The 16,358-nt window shown below is 70.4% G+C and carries 15 protein-coding genes; 11 read left to right on the forward strand and 4 right to left on the reverse strand.

What is annotated here, in order from left to right; genetic code table 11:
• Nucleotides 1-187 precede the first annotated feature (187 nt).
• From Vau01_RS61920 to Vau01_RS61930, 3 genes are all read left to right on the forward strand, one after another.
• Nucleotides 188-2,863 carry a type IV secretory system conjugative DNA transfer family protein gene (locus Vau01_RS61920; protein WP_239153107.1) on the forward strand — a complete coding sequence of 892 codons (2,676 nt, stop codon included), beginning with the start codon at nucleotides 188-190 and terminating at the stop codon, nucleotides 2,861-2,863.
• Between the two features lie 339 nt (nucleotides 2,864-3,202).
• Nucleotides 3,203-4,231: a replication-relaxation family protein gene (locus Vau01_RS61925; protein ID WP_204014692.1), complete on the forward strand. Its 1,029-nt coding sequence runs from the start codon at nucleotides 3,203-3,205 to the stop codon at nucleotides 4,229-4,231.
• A gap of 96 nt (nucleotides 4,232-4,327) precedes the next feature.
• The gene (locus Vau01_RS61930) at nucleotides 4,328-4,963 is read left to right on the forward strand and encodes a hypothetical protein (RefSeq protein ID WP_204014695.1); all 636 of its coding nucleotides are present in this window, start codon (nucleotides 4,328-4,330) and stop codon (nucleotides 4,961-4,963) included.
• 461 nt (nucleotides 4,964-5,424) lie between these two features.
• On the opposite strand, the gene Vau01_RS61935 is transcribed toward Vau01_RS61930, so the two are convergent.
• The gene (locus Vau01_RS61935; protein ID WP_204014697.1) at nucleotides 5,425-5,589 is read right to left on the reverse strand and encodes a hypothetical protein; all 165 of its coding nucleotides are present in this window, start codon (nucleotides 5,587-5,589) and stop codon (nucleotides 5,425-5,427) included.
• A 468-nt stretch (nucleotides 5,590-6,057) separates the two neighbouring features.
• Between Vau01_RS61935 and Vau01_RS61940 the strand changes: the two genes are divergently transcribed.
• The 8 genes from Vau01_RS61940 (at nucleotide 6,058) to Vau01_RS61975 (ending at nucleotide 14,221) form a co-directional block, all read left to right on the forward strand.
• Complete coding sequence (locus Vau01_RS61940) at nucleotides 6,058-6,606, forward strand: hypothetical protein (RefSeq protein ID WP_204014700.1); 549 nt, start codon at nucleotides 6,058-6,060, stop codon at nucleotides 6,604-6,606.
• A 391-nt stretch (nucleotides 6,607-6,997) separates the two neighbouring features.
• A complete protein-coding gene (locus tag Vau01_RS61945) occupies nucleotides 6,998-8,266 on the forward strand; it encodes an FAD-dependent monooxygenase (protein ID WP_204014709.1) in 1,269 nt (422 codons plus the stop codon).
• A 131-nt stretch (nucleotides 8,267-8,397) separates the two neighbouring features.
• Entirely contained in the window at nucleotides 8,398-8,979 is a 582-nt protein-coding gene (locus Vau01_RS61950; RefSeq protein WP_204014712.1) for a hypothetical protein, read from the forward strand.
• Between the two features lie 241 nt (nucleotides 8,980-9,220).
• The gene (locus Vau01_RS61955) at nucleotides 9,221-9,676 is read left to right on the forward strand and encodes an ATP-binding protein (RefSeq protein ID WP_204014715.1); all 456 of its coding nucleotides are present in this window, start codon (nucleotides 9,221-9,223) and stop codon (nucleotides 9,674-9,676) included.
• Between the two features lie 193 nt (nucleotides 9,677-9,869).
• Nucleotides 9,870-10,028, forward strand: coding sequence for a hypothetical protein (locus Vau01_RS61960; protein ID WP_204014718.1), 159 nt, complete (start codon nucleotides 9,870-9,872; stop codon nucleotides 10,026-10,028).
• Entirely contained in the window at nucleotides 10,025-11,128 is a 1,104-nt protein-coding gene (locus Vau01_RS61965; RefSeq protein WP_204014721.1) for a GGDEF domain-containing protein, read from the forward strand. The genes Vau01_RS61960 and Vau01_RS61965 overlap by 4 nt, the downstream gene beginning before the upstream one ends.
• Before the next feature lie 297 nt (nucleotides 11,129-11,425).
• The gene (locus Vau01_RS61970; RefSeq protein WP_204014724.1) at nucleotides 11,426-12,457 is read left to right on the forward strand and encodes a DUF4192 domain-containing protein; all 1,032 of its coding nucleotides are present in this window, start codon (nucleotides 11,426-11,428) and stop codon (nucleotides 12,455-12,457) included.
• 384 nt (nucleotides 12,458-12,841) lie between these two features.
• On the forward strand, nucleotides 12,842-14,221 hold the full coding sequence (locus Vau01_RS61975; protein ID WP_204014727.1) for a hypothetical protein: 1,380 nt from the start codon (nucleotides 12,842-12,844) through the stop codon (nucleotides 14,219-14,221).
• A 532-nt stretch (nucleotides 14,222-14,753) separates the two neighbouring features.
• On the opposite strand, the gene Vau01_RS61980 is transcribed toward Vau01_RS61975, so the two are convergent.
• The 3 genes from Vau01_RS61980 to Vau01_RS61990 form a co-directional block, all read right to left on the reverse strand.
• Nucleotides 14,754-15,566, reverse strand: coding sequence for an ExeA family protein (locus tag Vau01_RS61980; RefSeq protein WP_204014730.1), 813 nt, complete (start codon nucleotides 15,564-15,566; stop codon nucleotides 14,754-14,756).
• On the reverse strand, nucleotides 15,566-15,781 hold the full coding sequence (locus Vau01_RS61985; protein ID WP_204014733.1) for a hypothetical protein: 216 nt from the start codon (nucleotides 15,779-15,781) through the stop codon (nucleotides 15,566-15,568). Before Vau01_RS61985 ends, Vau01_RS61980 begins: the two co-directional genes overlap by 1 nt.
• Nucleotides 15,778-16,358 (reverse strand): Mu transposase C-terminal domain-containing protein (locus Vau01_RS61990; RefSeq protein ID WP_204014736.1); only part of this gene is annotated, 581 nt, incomplete at its 5' end. The genes Vau01_RS61985 and Vau01_RS61990, both read right to left, overlap by 4 nt.

Consider the following 16,358-nt stretch of genomic DNA (forward strand, 5'->3'; position numbering starts at 1 on the left):
CAGGTCTGGCCGACCTCATCGACGAATACGACCCCTGAACCCCGGCACCGCTGAACCACCGGCCCCAGAGAAAGCCGCATCACCCGAAATCCTCGTCTGTCCACATTGGAGTTTCACCATGTCCCTCAATCACCCGGGCTCTGCGCTGTCTCCGGGTTCTTCTCCAACGCCGTCGGTGGACCCGAACATGGCCCCCACCCAGCCGCAATCCTGGCTTGTCCACGTCGGCGGGCGGGTCGTCGACTGGCTGACCGAGCGACCCGAGATGGTCGCCGTCCTCGGGTTCGTGGCGGCGGCCGTCATCGTCGCGGTCCACGCCGCCCGTGCGGCGGTGTGGCAGTGGCGGCACCGCCGGCTGTCCACTCACGCCCACCAGATCCTGATCACCCCACCGGCCGAGGTCGACCCGGCCGGCGCCACCGCCTGGTGGGCCAACCTTCACGACCTGCTCAGCCCGTCGCGGCGGCACCGACTGCTGCATGGCACCCCACACATCGCGATGGAGTACCGGTGGGCCGGCCGGCAACTGACCATCGTCGCCTGGGTGCCCGGCACCGTGCCGGCCGGCCCGGTCGCCGCCGCGGTCCGGGCCGCCTGGCCCGGCGCGGCCTGCACCGTGCAGAAGGCCACCGCACCCATCCCCACCGACACGCGGACGACATCGAAACCGGCCGGATCGCAGGTCGGGTCGCCGGCCGGGTCGCAAGCCGTGGGCGGGGCGCTCGCCCCGGCGATGCCCGGCTGGTATCCGCTCAACGTCGACCAGGCCACCGATCCGATGCGGCCGATCGTGGCCGGGGCCGGGCTGCACTCCACCGAGCACGCCTGTGTTCAGGTGCTGGCCCGCCCGGCCACACCCCGCCAGGTCGCCCGGCTCCGCGCGGGCGCGGCGGCGCTGCGCACCGGAAAACCGCCCACCAGCGGCCTCCTCGATCCCACACCGCTGGTGCGCGGCGCACTGAACCTGACCACCGAGATCGTCACCGAACTCGTCACGCCCGGCCCACCCCGCCGGACCGGCACCGCCGCCGGCGCAGAGTCCCGCCGGGGACAGCCGGATCCGTTGCGGGACCGCGACGTCGGGCCCGCGATCGACAAGACGATCGGGCCGCAATGGGAGACCGCCATCCGCTACGCGGTGGCCAACACCGCCACGCGTGGCGGGGGAGACTCCACCGGCAGCTCCGTTGACGGGTCCGACTCTGTCGCCCGCCGGCTGACCACCCTCGCCCATGGGATCGCGTCAGCGTTCGGCGGCTACGCCGGCCGTAACCGGCTGCGGCACCTGCCGGTGGCGCACCCGGTCGACGTGTTGACGCGTCGGCCGCTGCGGCGCGGCTTCCTGCTCTCCGCCCAGGAGCTGGCCGTCATCGCCGGCCTTCCCACCGACCTGGCTGTGCCGGGCCTCGGCCGGGCCCGCGCCAAATCGGTTCCGGCACCGATCGACGTACCCGCCGGAGGCCGCAACACCAAGATCCTCGGCACCGCCGAAGTCGGCGGCCACAGCGTTGCCCTGCCCATCGCCGACGCCCGCCAGCACATCCACCTGATCGGCTCCACCGGGTCGGGCAAGAGCACCGAAATGTGCCACCTGGTCCTCGACGACATCAAGGCCCGCCGCGGCGTCGTCGTCATCGACCCCAAAGGCGACCTCGTCCTCGACATCCTGGACCGCATCCCCGCCTCGGTCGCCGACCGGGTCGTGCTCATCGACCCGGACCAGCCCGGCGGCGCCACCTTCAACCCGCTCCAAGGGCTCGACGACGACCTGATCGTCGACAACGTCGTATCCATCTTCTCCAAGATCTTCCAGCGGCACTGGGGACCCCGCATCGACGACGTGCTGCGGGTGGCGTGCCTGACGTTGATGCGCAAGGCCAACGCCACCCTCACACTCGTTCCGCCGCTGCTGCAGGGGCACCGGTTCCGGGCCGCGTTCACCGCCGACCTCAACGACCCCGAAGGGCTGCTCGGGTTCTGGGAATGGTACGAGTCGATCCCGCCGCCGCTACGCGCCCAGATCATCGCCCCGGTCCTGTCGCGGCTACGGGCGTTCCTGTTGCGCGACTTCGTCAAAGCCACCCTCGGGGTGCCGAGATCGTCGTTCGACATGGGCCACGTCCTCGACCACGGCGGGATCCTCCTCGCCCGGCTGCCGAAAGGGCAGATCGGTGAAGAGACCGCCAAACTCATGGGCTCATTCGTGTTCGCCTCCGTGTGGCAGGCCGCCACCGCCCGGGCCCGCATCCCCGAACCCGACCGACGTGACGCTTCGATCTATGTGGATGAGGCGCACAACGTGCTCAACCTGGCCGGATCGGTCGGCGACATGCTCGCCGAAGCCCGCGGCTACCACCTGTCACTGACCTTGGCGCACCAGAACCTCACCCAGCTTCCCCGCGAGACACAGTTGGCGCTGTCTGCGAACGCCCGCACCAAGATCTTCTTCTCGTGTTCGCCGGAGGATGCCCACCAGCTGGCCCGGCACACCCTGCCCGAACTCGACGAGCACGACCTGAGCCACCTCGACGCCTACACCGCGGCGGCCCGACTCGTCGTCGCCTCCCGGGAAACCGCGGCGTTCACCCTGCGCACCCGCCCACCCACGCCGATCGTCGGGGAAGCCCTGGCCATCCGCCAACAGGTCGCCCACACCGAACGGAGCGAGCCAACCGGTATCGAGCAACTCGCCCGCCGCAGCCGTACCCGCGTCGACTCCGGCCACGGCACCGACCCGGACCGTACCGACCAGAACCGTACCGACAAGAACCGCCGGACCAATCAGGATCGTCGCAACAAGCCAGACCGCCGCGATCAGATCCGGCGCGACGACCTGGACCGCGGCGAAAACGGCCGCGGCTAACAGAAGCGCCCAGGCCGGCTGACCGTCCAGCTCCAAGCTGCGGCGCGAGCCAGCCTGGTCCGCCACCTATCTGCCGCCGCCGATCCCAGTCGCTTCCTCGCATCTCAACCGCGATGTCGGCATCGATGCCGACCGGCGCGCGGCCGACACCTGCGACCTCACCCAGCTCTGATCCGCACCACCGATGTGAACACCACGCCCGAAACCCCAGTCCCAACCCGGTCAACGGCCTGAGCGTCGGGACAGACGCACCGGCAGGTGAACCCTCAAGCATGCCCCCGGACAGTCCAGACCGTGATCAACCGTGCCCGATGCACCCAACCACCCTGGTAGGAGCACATGACCAACCGTGGAAGCCCAACCCGGAATATCCCTGCGGGGGATATCTCCCGACCGGGGGTACTGCGTACCTCTTGCACCCGGCCGGTCGACATCCCCCGCAAGTCTGCAACCCCTCGCCCCCACGACTCTCTGCGCGAGATCTCCTGGCGGCTCGAACCCCGCGACTACGTTCTCGCCCATCTCCTGCACGACCACCGCTACCTGACCACCGCACAGATCACCACCATCCTGTTCACCGCCGAACGCACCTGCCGCAACCGGCTCAACACCCTTCGCCAAATGGGATTCATCGACTGGTTCATGCCGGTGCGGCCCGGTGCCGGTCGGCTACCGGTGCATTGGGTGCCCGGGCTGCTGTCGGCCCGCTATGTCGCGCTGCACCACGGCGAGCGACCGCCGACGCCGAAAGCGGTCCGCGAGGCACAGGATGCGCTCGTCTCGGGCGGGCATCTGTACCACACCGACGGCGTCAACCAGTTCTTCGTCGACCTGCTCGCCCACGCCCGCGTGCATCCCGACACCCGGCTGGTCCGCTGGTGGCCGACCCGGCGGATCGCCGCCGCGGTCGACCACAACGTGCGCCCTGACGGGCACGGCGTCTGGCGCGAAGACGACCGCGAGCACGAGCGGCAGGTGGCGTTCTTCCTGGAGTACGACACCGGCAGCTGCGCCCACTCGGTCCTGACCGGCAAGCTCGCGGCCTACCGCAAACTTGCCGCCGGCGGCGGCCCGCGCTGGCCGGTGCTGTTCTGGATGCCTAGCACCGTCCGGGAGACCAACTTCCATCGCCGCCTCAACGGCGCCGCGCGTGGGCTGATCGTTGCCACCGCCGCCCGCGACGCCGCCGCCGAGCTAGGCCCGACCGGTGCGATATGGAGGGTGACCGGCAACGGCCGGCGGCGGCTGCGCCTGGCCGAACTACCCGGCCAGATCGGCCACGCCGGCGCCTACCACCCCGGGCCGCCCACGCCCGAGCAGGACCCGCTGTACCTGCTGCGCGACGACATCGACCCCAACACCCCCTGATCCGCGCCAGACCGCCGGGCCACCCCGGGCGGGACGGCCGTATGACGGCCGGGAGCACGTGACCCACCCCATCCAATTCCTGGCTCAGGAGCATCCATGATTACTGATCACCCGTACCTCGCACCATCGGACATCGAACCGGTCCGGCCTGAGCCGTACTGGCGCACTCAGCTGCACCTGCCCAGCCGCTACGCCGACAACCGCGGCATGTTCGCCGACCTGTGGCGCCGTCTGTTGACCAGGATCTTCCAGGCCCGGTGGCGGCTGACCATCGAGATCAGCATCGACGCCGACCTCGACGAACCCGACCGCGACAGCGCCGTGGCTGCTGTGGAATCGGCGATGTATGCGCCGGGCGCGGCCTGGACACTGCTACGCGCCGACCCGGGCGCCACACCACCCTGGCAGCCGATCGCCTGGGCCCGACGACCGGTGGCCTACCTCGACAACGGCGCCGCGCCCAGCGTCGACGATGACGGCACCACAGTCTGGAGCTGCATCGGCACCGTCGTCGTCGCGTTCACCGTGGACGTGGACGAGGCGAGTTGGCCGTCCGACCGTTACCTGATCGGGCTGGCTACCAGTCCATCGCCGACCCTGCGTACGTTCACCGCCAGCGGCGCCTGGGTCATCCGACGCCGACCGATACACCGACATCGCCGGGACCCCTGGCACCTGGATCCGGTCCGGCCCACCAGCCCAGGTGAACCTGCGGCCGGTCCACCCGCCTGACCCACCCCGATTCAACCCGCCGCCGGTGGGGCTCCGAAGCCCCGCCGGCGGCTTTTCGCGTCACCGGACCTGTTTCGTCCGGGCACATCCGGCAGGGCGAGCCGACACGGCAAGCGGGCCGGGCAAGCGGGCCGGGCAAGTCGGGGGCAAGGCAACCCAACTGACCCAACCAACCCAACCAGCGCGGCGCCAGCCAGCGACCCACCGGCGCGTCAGGCGCCCAACCACGCAGGTCAGCGGCATTCCACGAGCCTTGTGCATGGCTGCGGCCCAGTTGGGTTGACCGGCTACGGTCAAGGCTTCTCTCAAGAAACCCATCCAGCACCACCCCTCGGGCGCACTCCGCCACGGCCGGGACACCGCATCCGCCCACCCGCCACCCGATGGCCGGTCGGCCGCGACAGCTCCCCACCGGGGCGCAGCCGCCCACCCGCACCACCGCAAAGCCGGCGCCGATGGCGTCAACCCCGGGCGCAGCCGCCCACCCGCACCACAACACGCTCGCCGATCGCCGGCGGGCAGTTGCGCATGCGGCCGATCTGGCCGCATCCCGCGACCCTGTTGGGTCGCTCGCCGGCCAACCAGCCGAACACCAGCAGGCGCGTCACGCGCCGGTATCTCGGCATGGATTCACCGGCATCGCCCGATCGGCGCAGCCGATCGCGGCACGGACCCGTTCCTCCGGCCAGCCCCTCTGCGCACCTGCGCGGCGCGCGACCGGTACCTGGGTCGACGATTCCGTACGCGCAGCTCGTGCCGACCCAACCCGCTGAAAGAGGTTCGACATGTTCGGTACGCGAAACCGCACACCTACGTCCCTTGCGCACTCCCACATCCGGCGCAACCGGCAGGTCCGCACTGTCGTGGTCCGCCTCCCACCGGACACCGACTCGCCGCGATCGCAACCCCGTCTGAGGACGGAGACCAGCCCCCTACCTGAACACGAACCGGCCGTGTCCCCGGCATCTCCGGGACCGGCCGGTTCGGCCTGCCGCTGGCCTGCCAGGTAGCCCGGCGCCGCCACCGGCAGCGCCCGGGGTCACGTCGGCCCCGGCCAGCCCAACCCAACCCAGCCCTTCGAGGGAGACATCGTCATGCCCATCAACCTGCCCAACGGCATCATCCTGCGCACCGTCACCTTCTGGTACCCGGCCGACTTTCTTGGCATCACCGACTGGCGTACCACCCTGGCGTGCCTGTTCGACGATGCCCTGCGGCCCGAGCGGCGGCTGCTGGCCATTCCCACCTCGCCGGGCACCCGCGCCCTGCTCGCCGCGCCCAGCACCGCCAACCCGATCCGCTGCGCCGGCGGGCCGCTGCGCCTGCTCGACATCGCCGCGACCGGCGCCCTCGCCGCCCGCGAAGCTGTCACCCGCCACGACGCGTGGTCGGCCACCGCCCGCGTCGGGGCACGGAGACCCGGCCGCCTCGAATCCGCACTACTGCAGGCCGGGCGGCACAGCTACGTCACCTACCACAGCCTGCGTCGGGTGGTCGGCGACGTACTGGTCGTCATGCGGACCGGCGCCGCGCTGTACCCGGCCGCCGCCGACCCGCAGGCGCTGCTCGACCACGTCCAGCAGGCCACCATGCAGCTGGCCGACGCGGCCCCCGACGACGTACTCGTCACCGTCGGCGTCTGACCTCGCGCCCCAACCGCCAACGGGGCGGCGTTCGAATAGCACCCGGGCAAACCACCTCCGGTGAGCTGGCCGTGGCTCGGCGACATCGTGCAGCCGCGGGTACCGAACATACGACGCGGACAGCATCTGATGGTTCCGTCGCCGTTGCGTGTTGACCACCTGTCACCAGTCCGCCTGTTCACCGCAGCGACGGTGACCTAGCACCACTCGGCACGACCTGGCACCACCTGGCACCCCCACGTCCGCCACCGCTATGCCGGTGCCGGATGTAGTTGCACCTGATTTTCGGCCGTTGCCCGGCCTTCGCACCACCGCGCACCTTGCGCACAGCCTGGGCACGGCCGACACGGCCGCGTCCGGGCTTCCCGTCTTCTGTCGTAGGAGCCCAGCGATGATCTACCGACCTCACCGCACCGCACCGGCCATCCCCGACGATCCGGCAACCACCCGTACCCTCGTCCCCGCCGCCGCGCCGCCGCTGTGCGGGCGGCAGCCGCGCATCGCCGTCGTCGGCGCGTCGCTGACCGGGCCGGTGCTGGCTTTGCTGCTGGTGCAGGCAGGCTTCGACCAGGTCGCCGTGTACGAGGCCAGCCCGGACCTGTCTACCGCGACTGGGGGGATCCTGTCCCTGGAGCATCCGGCGCTGGACGTGCTGGACCGTCTCGGCATCCCGCAGCACGAATACGTGAAGTTCGACTTCGAAACCATCACCCAGTTCCGCGGCTACGGCCCAGCCGAGGACCGGTTGGTGCGGCGGCGGTACCCGGGCCGGTTCACCACCTGGACTCTGCTGCACCAAGCCCTGGCCAGTCGGCTACCCGCCGGTCTGGTTCACCACGGGCGCCGGGTCACCGGCATCGATGTCGCCAACCGCGGACCGCTCCTCGCCTTCGCCGACGGCCGGCGGGAATCTGCCGACCTGATCGCCTTCTGCGATGGCCGCACCTCGATCGGCCGGCGGCTGCTGGACCCCGACCGGCGGCTGCACTACGCCGGGTACGTCGCGCACCGCGGCACCACCATCACCCGGCCCGGCGACCTGGCCGACTTCCAACGCTGGGAGCCGTGCCCGGGCCTGCAGTTCAACATCGCGCCGGTCCCCGCCGGGAGCGACTGGATCTTCGCCCTCAACGCCACCCCCGAGCAGTACACCGCCTGGTTCGGCGCCCCACCGCGACAGCGGACCTTCGTCCTGCCGCAGCACGTCAGCCCGGCCGCGCGAGCACACGTCGATGCGCACGCCACCGCGCACCTGCCGGCCCACCTGGCCGACCTGGTGCACACCACCGCCACCCGGATGGCGGTACCGGTGATGGACATCGACCCGCCCACCCGGATGGCCTGGCCGGTCGGCGACGGACACGCGGTGCTGCTCGGCGACGCGCTCGCCCCGGTCCGGGCGCACACCGCCCGCGGCTTCAACAACGGCATCGAACAGGCCGACGGGCTCGTCTCCGCCCTACGCCAACACACCCGCCACGGAGCCGACCTGACCGGCGCCCTGCTCGGCTGGCGACGCCGACACCTGATCACCGCCCTCGCAGCGGTCCGACAGGGACCGATCATCGGAGCCCGGCTCGGGCTCGGCACCACCTCTGCCCTGGACACCAGCTCTGCCCCAGGCACCGCCCGCGGCCTGGCGACCACCCCGGCCGGCTGAGCCGCCCACCCCAGCGGTCGCGCGCAACCTGCGGAGCCGCGAGCGGCCCTCCCACTCCGAGGGACTGGCGAATCCGATCTACCACCGAGGCCACGTCGTGGCGACGAACGGCACGAGAGAAAGGAACAGTGATGAACGAAGATCACCCTGTCGAGCACGACCCCGTCACGTCGCAGAGCTTGGGCCGGGGGCCGGTCGGTCTGCTCTACGTCGGCGACGTTCAGGCGTTGCGGCGGGCCGATTCGGTCAGGTTCGACACCCGCGAAACGCAGTCGGGGCTCGATGCGTGGATCGAGGCCGACCTGTTCCCGCCGTCGGTTGCTGAACCGAGGATCTACACCGCCACGGAACAGCGGCTGTTCCCCGAAGCCGACGCGTCCGATCGGCGGCGCCGCATCGCCGTGGCCGCCGACATCGCCGGCTTCGACGCCCAGCAGCGGTGGCATGACCGCCACTTGCCCGGAGCGACGGCGTATGCCCTGATCAGCCCGGCGCGGCTGGACGAGGTGTGGCGCTCGATCGCGGCGTTTCTGCGCGTCGGTGACGTGCTGCGGCTGCATTGGCGGGCCGACAACACCATCGACTGGCTCGCCGACCCCACGCTGCACCGCGACGAGCTGAGCATCGCCGTGCACCGCGGACGCCGCCGCTGGATGTTTCTGCTCGACGTCCAGATCCGCCCCGAACCCGTCCGGATGATCACCCGGATCTGACGCTCGGCGCGGAACGTCTGCCACTGGCCACACCACCGGGTGTGGCCGTTTCTGTCTGGAGGTACCGGTCATCACCGATCCAACGGAACCGGCGACGACAGCCGCTTCGACACCAGCTGCACACCGCGCCGCCCAGGCCGCGTGCCGGCATCTTGATCGCCTGCGCCGTCGCCGGCACCACAGACCGGGCCACCGAGACGTAGTCCAGCGGCACAACCACCTGCACCGCATCTACAAGGGGATGCCGCGGCCCGGCCGGTTCGACGCGGTCATCGAAATCGCGGCGCTCGACGCGCCAGGCATCGAGGCCCTGATCAAAGCCGTCGTCGACCACCGCAAGCTCGACCCCGGTATCGACTACACGCAGATCGCCGACGCCATGGCGGGATTCTTCCCGGCATTCGTGCGGGAGGCCGTCGACCAGGCCCGCACCGTCGCCATCACCCGCCACGGCCGCGGCTACCTGTTGTCGACCGACGATTTCGTCGCGGCAGCCGAAACCCTCACCGCCCAGCTCCGTGCCATGCAGGCCGCCACCGAGGGCGAGCCGGCACCGACGCTGGACGCAACGTTCCGCAGCATCGTGCGGACCAGCCTCGACGGCTACGGCTGGGTCCACCGCGAGGACGACCCGATTCCGGACGCGTACCTCATGGACCCCGACCGGGCGGAGCTCAACGCCGAACTCCGCACCTGACCATCCACTGTGGACGGCCTCGCGGGCGGGTCTGACCACACCATGCGGTAACCGCACCGTCGCTCGTCCCTGAGCGACAGCGGCGTCCCCCTGCGGGCGCCGTACGGCCGTATCCGGCAAACCCACCTTGTGGACCCGGGAACGGCCGTCGGCCGTTCCCGGGTCCCTTCATCTTCGCTGAAGGAGACCCACGATGAGCAACAAACTCCACCATTCCACGCCACGGTGTGGCTTCCGACGGCTGCGCATCGCCGTCATCGGCGGCTCCCTGACCGGCCCGACGATCGCCCTCCTGCTCCTGCACACGGCTTGCGACGACCGGATGCCGACCGCCGGGGGGAGGCGGCAGTGACCGCCAAGATCCGCATCGGTGCAGACGAAGCACCGCCGAGCCGCTCCGCACCCGGAGCCGACCGGCGGAAGGCGGTGAGGTGGACCTGGGGTGGTGCGGCGCTTGTCGTGCTCCTGACGGTGACCGTCCTCGGCGCCGCGATGGGAACACTCTGCGGACCGGTCTGGGCGCCGGTCGCTGCAGCCGCAGCCGCGTTCGTGTCCGGGTACACGATCTCGACCGTGCACTGGCATGCGTGGGCCCACGCCCGGGTCGACGCTGCCGTCCACGACCCATTGACGGGACTGCCGACGAGGACGGTCCTCGAGGACAAGCTCGACGCCGTGACCCGCGCGGGCGCCGCGGTCACGGTGGCGTTGGCCGACGTAGACGGCCTGCACGCGATCAACGCCAACTTCGGACACGCCGCCGGCGACCAGTACCTGACCGCCGTCGCCTACCGGCTCGCCCGGGCCGTCCCCGCCGGTGGCCTGTTGGTCCGCCAGAGCGGCGACGAGTTCACCATGCTCGTCCCCGGCGTCGACGCCGACGGGCTGGCCACCGCGATCGGCGCGGCCATGGCCGGTCCGGCCGTCATCGCCGGCTACCGGATACAGCCCCGGGTCAGCGTCGGCATCGCCACCAGCGACGGCGGCGTCCGGCACGGCGGCGTCCTGAAGGGTGACGTCATGCACGGCGGCGTCATGCACGGGGACGCCCGTCACGCGCGGGCACGGGCCGACGTCGCCATGTTCGCTGCGAAAGTGGCAGGCGGGAACCACGTCCGCATCTGGGATCGGGCCCGCCACGGTGAACCAGCCGCAGACGGCACTCGACCGGTGCGGCGTCGCCGCGACATCGACCTGTCGCCCGGGCCCGGCGTCGCCTGGCAGCCAGCCTCCGCCGCCACCGACCTGATCCCGCTGCTGCTGCCACCGGCCGATGCCCGCCTGGTCTACCAAGCACTGACGGGGGCGCGAGATGCCGGGACCGACACGGCGGCAAGTGATCGGCGTTCGGGCTTCGCCCGACTCGCGGCCCGACTCGGCTCGCTGCTCGACCCGGATCCGAGCGAGCATAACGAGCAAATGGGCGACGGTCACCGCCGTCGGGAGCCCTGACGCGACGTCGCGACAAATAACGTCGCAACAGTACCGACGTGCCGAAGCGAACCTCGAACGCTCGACCCGCCGACACCAAAGGCCCGGCTCGAACTCGTCACGTGCCGCGTCGCCCCACCGCCCGCAGCGGCATCTCCACTGCGTGCCAGCTCTGGGCGGCACACCACGCAGCGCCCAACGCGACGGGCGCCGCTGCAGCCGAGTAACCGCCGCAGCAGTATCTGACCCTGCATTGCCGTGCCCGCTCCGCTGTGCCGGGCGGGCCATCGGTATGCCCGATCCTCCTAGGAGAAGCAGATGTCCGACCCCGCTGAGGTCACCATCACCGGACCGATCGACCTGATCGCGATCGTCCCACACCTGCTCGGCTACGAGCCCGGCAGCGGCGATGTCGTCGTCATCGGCATGCGCGACGACACCCTCATCATGACCGCCTGCACCAATTTCCGGGGCATCCGCACCCGGCAGGAACACGACGCTGTCGTCGGCGTCGTGGGCAAACCGGTCAGCCACACCAACATCGACACCGCCGCCATCGTCGGCTACGGCGGACCGGAGCACGTCGGCGCCGGGATCGACAGTCTCCGCGACTTCCTCTCCACCCGCGGAATTCGGATTGTCGACGCGATGCGCGTCTTCGAAAAGCGGCTGTACCCCCACCTGCCGGCGGGCGGCGGAACGACCCCGACTGGCGCCGCGGCCGGCATCCCGTTCGACACCGCCACGACGACCGTCACCGCCGCCATGGTCCTCAACGGGTCGGTCACCGAGCCGAACCGGGCGGCCCTCGCCGACCAGTTCCTTCCCGTGACCGGCGCCGAACGCGCCGACATGCACGCGGCCACCCTCCGCGCCCGGCACCGACTCCAGCACCTGACCGCCGGAATCGCTGACCCGGCCGCAACCATCGCAGAAGCCGGTCGTGCCGCCGCCGCCATGATCTACGAGCATCACCGCAGCGGAGACCGGCCCACCGACGACGAGGCGGCCTGGCTCATCGTCCTGCTCACCGACACCGCCGTCCGTGACCACGTCTGGCGGCAGACCCACGGCCACCACGGTCACCTCACGCTGTGGACCGACCTGACCCGCCGCGCCGAACCCGACCTCGTCGCGGCGCCCGCCACCCTCCTCGCATTCACCGCCTGGCAAATGGGCAACGGCCCCGTCGCCGCCATAGCGCTGCAACGCGCCCTCAACACCGACCCCGCGTACCGGATGGCCCGCCTCCTCCAACTCGTCCTCTTCACCGGCATGCCGCCCACCGCCGTCGGCGGGCGCTTCCTAACCGAGGATCCGCTGGCCGCGAAGAGGCCGGTCGCAGGTTGAACCATCAGCAGTTGATGTGACGGCCTGCCGGTTACAGGGTGCCGTCACATCGAACCTTCCCTGATCACAGCGTGTCGTCGTGTCCTTGCCGAGATCGCAAACGCGCGCCGATGAGTAGCCGGCCCGCTGTGGAAGTGCTGACGATCCAGCGCTACGTCCGTGCCGTGACTGCGGCTACATGCTGTTGGACGCCGACTCTGACCAGGTCGGCGACCTTCCGCCTGGAACTGGAAGCCCACCAGTCCCAGACCACTTCAACCCGTGTGACTTTCCGGGACCGCGCCGGCCGCGTGCCGTCATCCCCGGCGGACTCCGGGGGTGAGATAGGTGGCCCAGCGCGGCCCTCCCGGCGAACCCCATTTGACTGACAGGGAGGAACCAACCATGCCTGACACGTCAGCACCGATAGACGACGCCGTCGAGCCATCCGCACCGGTCGAGGCCCTGCTGACCGCCGTCACGTTGACATCGAGCGCGTCCGACGGGATGCGGACCATGATGCAACGGGAGTCCGAGTTCCCCACCACGTTGGCGGCGAAACTGACCGGCATCGCCCTCGACCCGGCCGGCCGCGCATACGCCGACCAGTTCCTGGACACCTACTGGTCGGATGAGCAACGCCGACAAGAGACCCTCGGCTCCGGCAGCCGCAACCGCGAGGTCGTCATCGGCAGCGGCTTCCACGCCGCGGTGTACGCCGCCACCCGGGTACGCAACGGATACCCGAAACCCCTGGTCCTGGAACGCAGCAACCGGGTCGGTGGCGCCTTCGCGATGACCACCCGGCCGACGTTCTACCTCAACTCCCGCAACCGGACCGGCAGCATCGGCCTGGCCGGCGATCGAGGGGCAGCATTGAATTACCTTCCCGGCGCTCCGATCCAGCCGGCCAACGTGTCCATGGCCGAATTCCAGACGAACACTGACCTGGCGTTCGTGATCCGATTGACGTTGGCGCAGTACGCGGACGTGGTGACCAACGCCACGGTCCGAGCCGTGGCCGGCGACACCACCGGGGTGGACATCGAGATCGCCGACCGGGTCCGGCTGGCCGCGGGACGGGTCATCGACGCGCGGGGAATGGGCGACTCGGCGGGTCAGGAGGTGGCCAACGGCACCACTATTCTCACCTTCGTCCAGTTCATGCAGCGCATGGCCACCATGTGGCCACTGCGTGGGGTGCGGCGGGCCGCGGTGGTCGGCGGTGGTGACTCGGCCAAGTGCGCCGTCGAGTCGTTGCTGGGTATCGGACCACAACCGTTCATGGCCGCTGCGGCACTGGACAGCGTGGACCGTATCGACTGGTATACCTTCGGCCTGCCGTCAAGCTGCAAACAATGGCGCAAGGAGATCCGTGGCCGGTACCAGGCCATCGGTCGCTACCTGCGGCCCGACCGGTTCGGGACTCGGCGCCTGACCGTCTCGGCGCGGCAGGTTCGACCGGTCGCGCTGCCCAGCGCGGGACTCATCGACGGCCGCACCTACGACCTCGTGGTCGTCTGTACCGGCAACCAGGAGACCGCCGTCGACGGCCTCGCCTTCGACGACTTCGTCGAGTACGGCCTCCCGACCGGCGATGCCATCGCCCGCCAGCACACCAACATGCCGGCGTTTCGGATCGGACCCCACGCCCGACTGCCGTTCACCCTGCAGGAGCGCCTCGACCGCGTCGCCGACCTGCCGGAAAACGCCGTGTCCATGTTCCGGACCGCGACCAAGACCGCCGCACTGGCGGCAATACTGCCCGCCGTGACCAGAGACTGAGGCGCCGGCCCAAACCGATACCGCGGTGCGGCGCCGCCGCACGAGTGACCTGCACTCCTGGGCACGCAAGACCATCGTGCCAGCCACTGCAACTATTGACCCGGCCCGGGGACCGCGCCGGCCGTGGGCCGCCATCCCCGGCAGCCCGGGGTATGCGACGTGGCCCGGCAGGTCGACCCGGTGACCTTCCAAGGAGGGACACCACCGTGCACAGCACACCAGCAGCGACGTCCGACCCCCGGCAGCCACACAGCTGTGGCTGCGCCAGCCCAGCGCCAGTCACGCCGGGCTGACCCGCGCCGAGGCCCTCGGGCTGGATGAGTTGACCACCGGCCGAGACACCAGCGCAGACCCCGACCTCCTGCCTGCCCGGCGGGCCGTGCTCGCCGCCTGTTGCGCGACGTTAGGCATGAGCGGGATGGCGTCATTGTCGGTGAGCGTGTGCTCGTGTGCGTAAAGCCCCGCCGGGCTTGCCCGGCGGGGCTTTGACGTTCGCGTTGTCGCGTGCGGGGTCATGCTGTCGCGGTGGTGGTCATTCTGTCGTGACTTCGGTGACGGCGGTGCGGGTGCTGGATTCGTCGACGATGGCTTTGCCTTCGGTGAGGGCGGCGATGAGGGCCTGGCTGGCGAGGTTGTTGACCATGCGGGGGTAGCCGCGGCTGGTTCGGTGGATCAGGGTGATGGCGTCGTCGGAGAACAGGGTGTCGGTGCGGCCGGCGAGTTTGAGGTGGTGTTTGACGTAGCTGGCGGTCTCCTCAAGGGCCATGCCGGTCAGCTGGTAACGGACGGCGATGCGCTGGTCGAGGGCGGCGAGTTCGCCGAACTTGATCCGCCGGCGCAGGGTGGGTTGCCCGACGAGGAGGCAGGCGAACGGGGACCGGGAGTCCATTTCGTGGTTGGTGAGCATGCGGACGGCTTCGAGTTGGGCGTGGGAGAGCAGGTGGGCTTCGTCGATGACCAGGACCGGGGTGCGGCCGCGTTCGGCATGTTCACCGGCGAGGGCGTCCGCGGCCTGCGGGATGAGGGCGGCGGTGTGGAAGCGGGGGGCTTGGCCGAGGGCGGTGACGATGGCGAAGTGGATGCCGCGGGCGCCGACGGCGGGGTTGCCGAGGTAGATGACGACGTGGCGGACCGGGTCGAGGGCGGCCAAGGCGGCGCGGACGGCGACGGTCTTCCCGGCGCCGACTTCGCCGGTGACGACGCCGAGGGCGTGTTCGGTGACGGTCCAGGTGATCCGGGCGACGGCTTCGTTGTGGGCGGCGTGGCGGTGCAGCATCGCCGGGGCGAGGTCGCGGCCGAACGGCAGCCGGGTGAACCCCCAGTGGCCCTGCAGCTTCTGCAACATCAGCTCTCACCGTCTTCCGCCGTGCCGGTGCCGGTGCTGTGGTTGATGCGGGCCAGCAGGCTGGCTTTGGCAGCGCCGAATGCGGCTCGCTTCTGCGGGTCGGCGTCTCGGCCTTGTTCGGACAGACTGCGGGCCTGAGCGAGCAGGTCGGCGATCTCGCCGATAGTGGGTGGCGTCGGGCCGCCGTTGCTCAGCTGGTTGATCGGCTGGTTCATCGGTTGGTCTCCTGCCCGTCGCTGGCGCCGAACAGGGCGGTGTAGTTGATCCGGGATTCCAGTTGCTGGGCGTGGTCGGCGTCGACCAGGCGCAGGTAGTCGATCCCGGTCGCCGGCGGGTCGGGCCGGCCGGCTGCAGGTTGTTCGGGTCGGGCTTTGGGGTGGGAATGCCGGCCGATGCGGAACGCGACGGCGGTGCCGTGGCTGCGGCCGCGGTAGCGGACCTCGATGTCGGCCAGGTCGAACGGGTCGAAGACCAGCTCGACCTTTCGGCCGACGAGCAGTTCGTCGACCTGGTAGCGGTTGTTGTGCAACGACACCACGGCGTTCTTGTTCACGGTGCGGTGCTCCGACCACAGGAACGCCTCCCGCAACTGCGCCGGTGTCGGTAGCGGCAACGGGTCCGGGATGCTCTCACGCCAGCGGCGCAGCGGTGCGACGCCGGTCTCGGAGTGCACCTGCGGGTGGTAGACGGTTTCGATCCACGCGGTGGCCAGCCGGTTCAACTCGGCCAGGCCGTTGATCCCGGCGGCGACCGGTTCGGTGATCTCGACCAGGAACTGGTCCCGGACGGTGC

Source organism: Virgisporangium aurantiacum, from assembly GCF_016863635.1.
In the GTDB taxonomy this organism is placed as follows: Bacteria; Actinomycetota; Actinomycetes; order Mycobacteriales; family Micromonosporaceae; genus Virgisporangium; species Virgisporangium aurantiacum.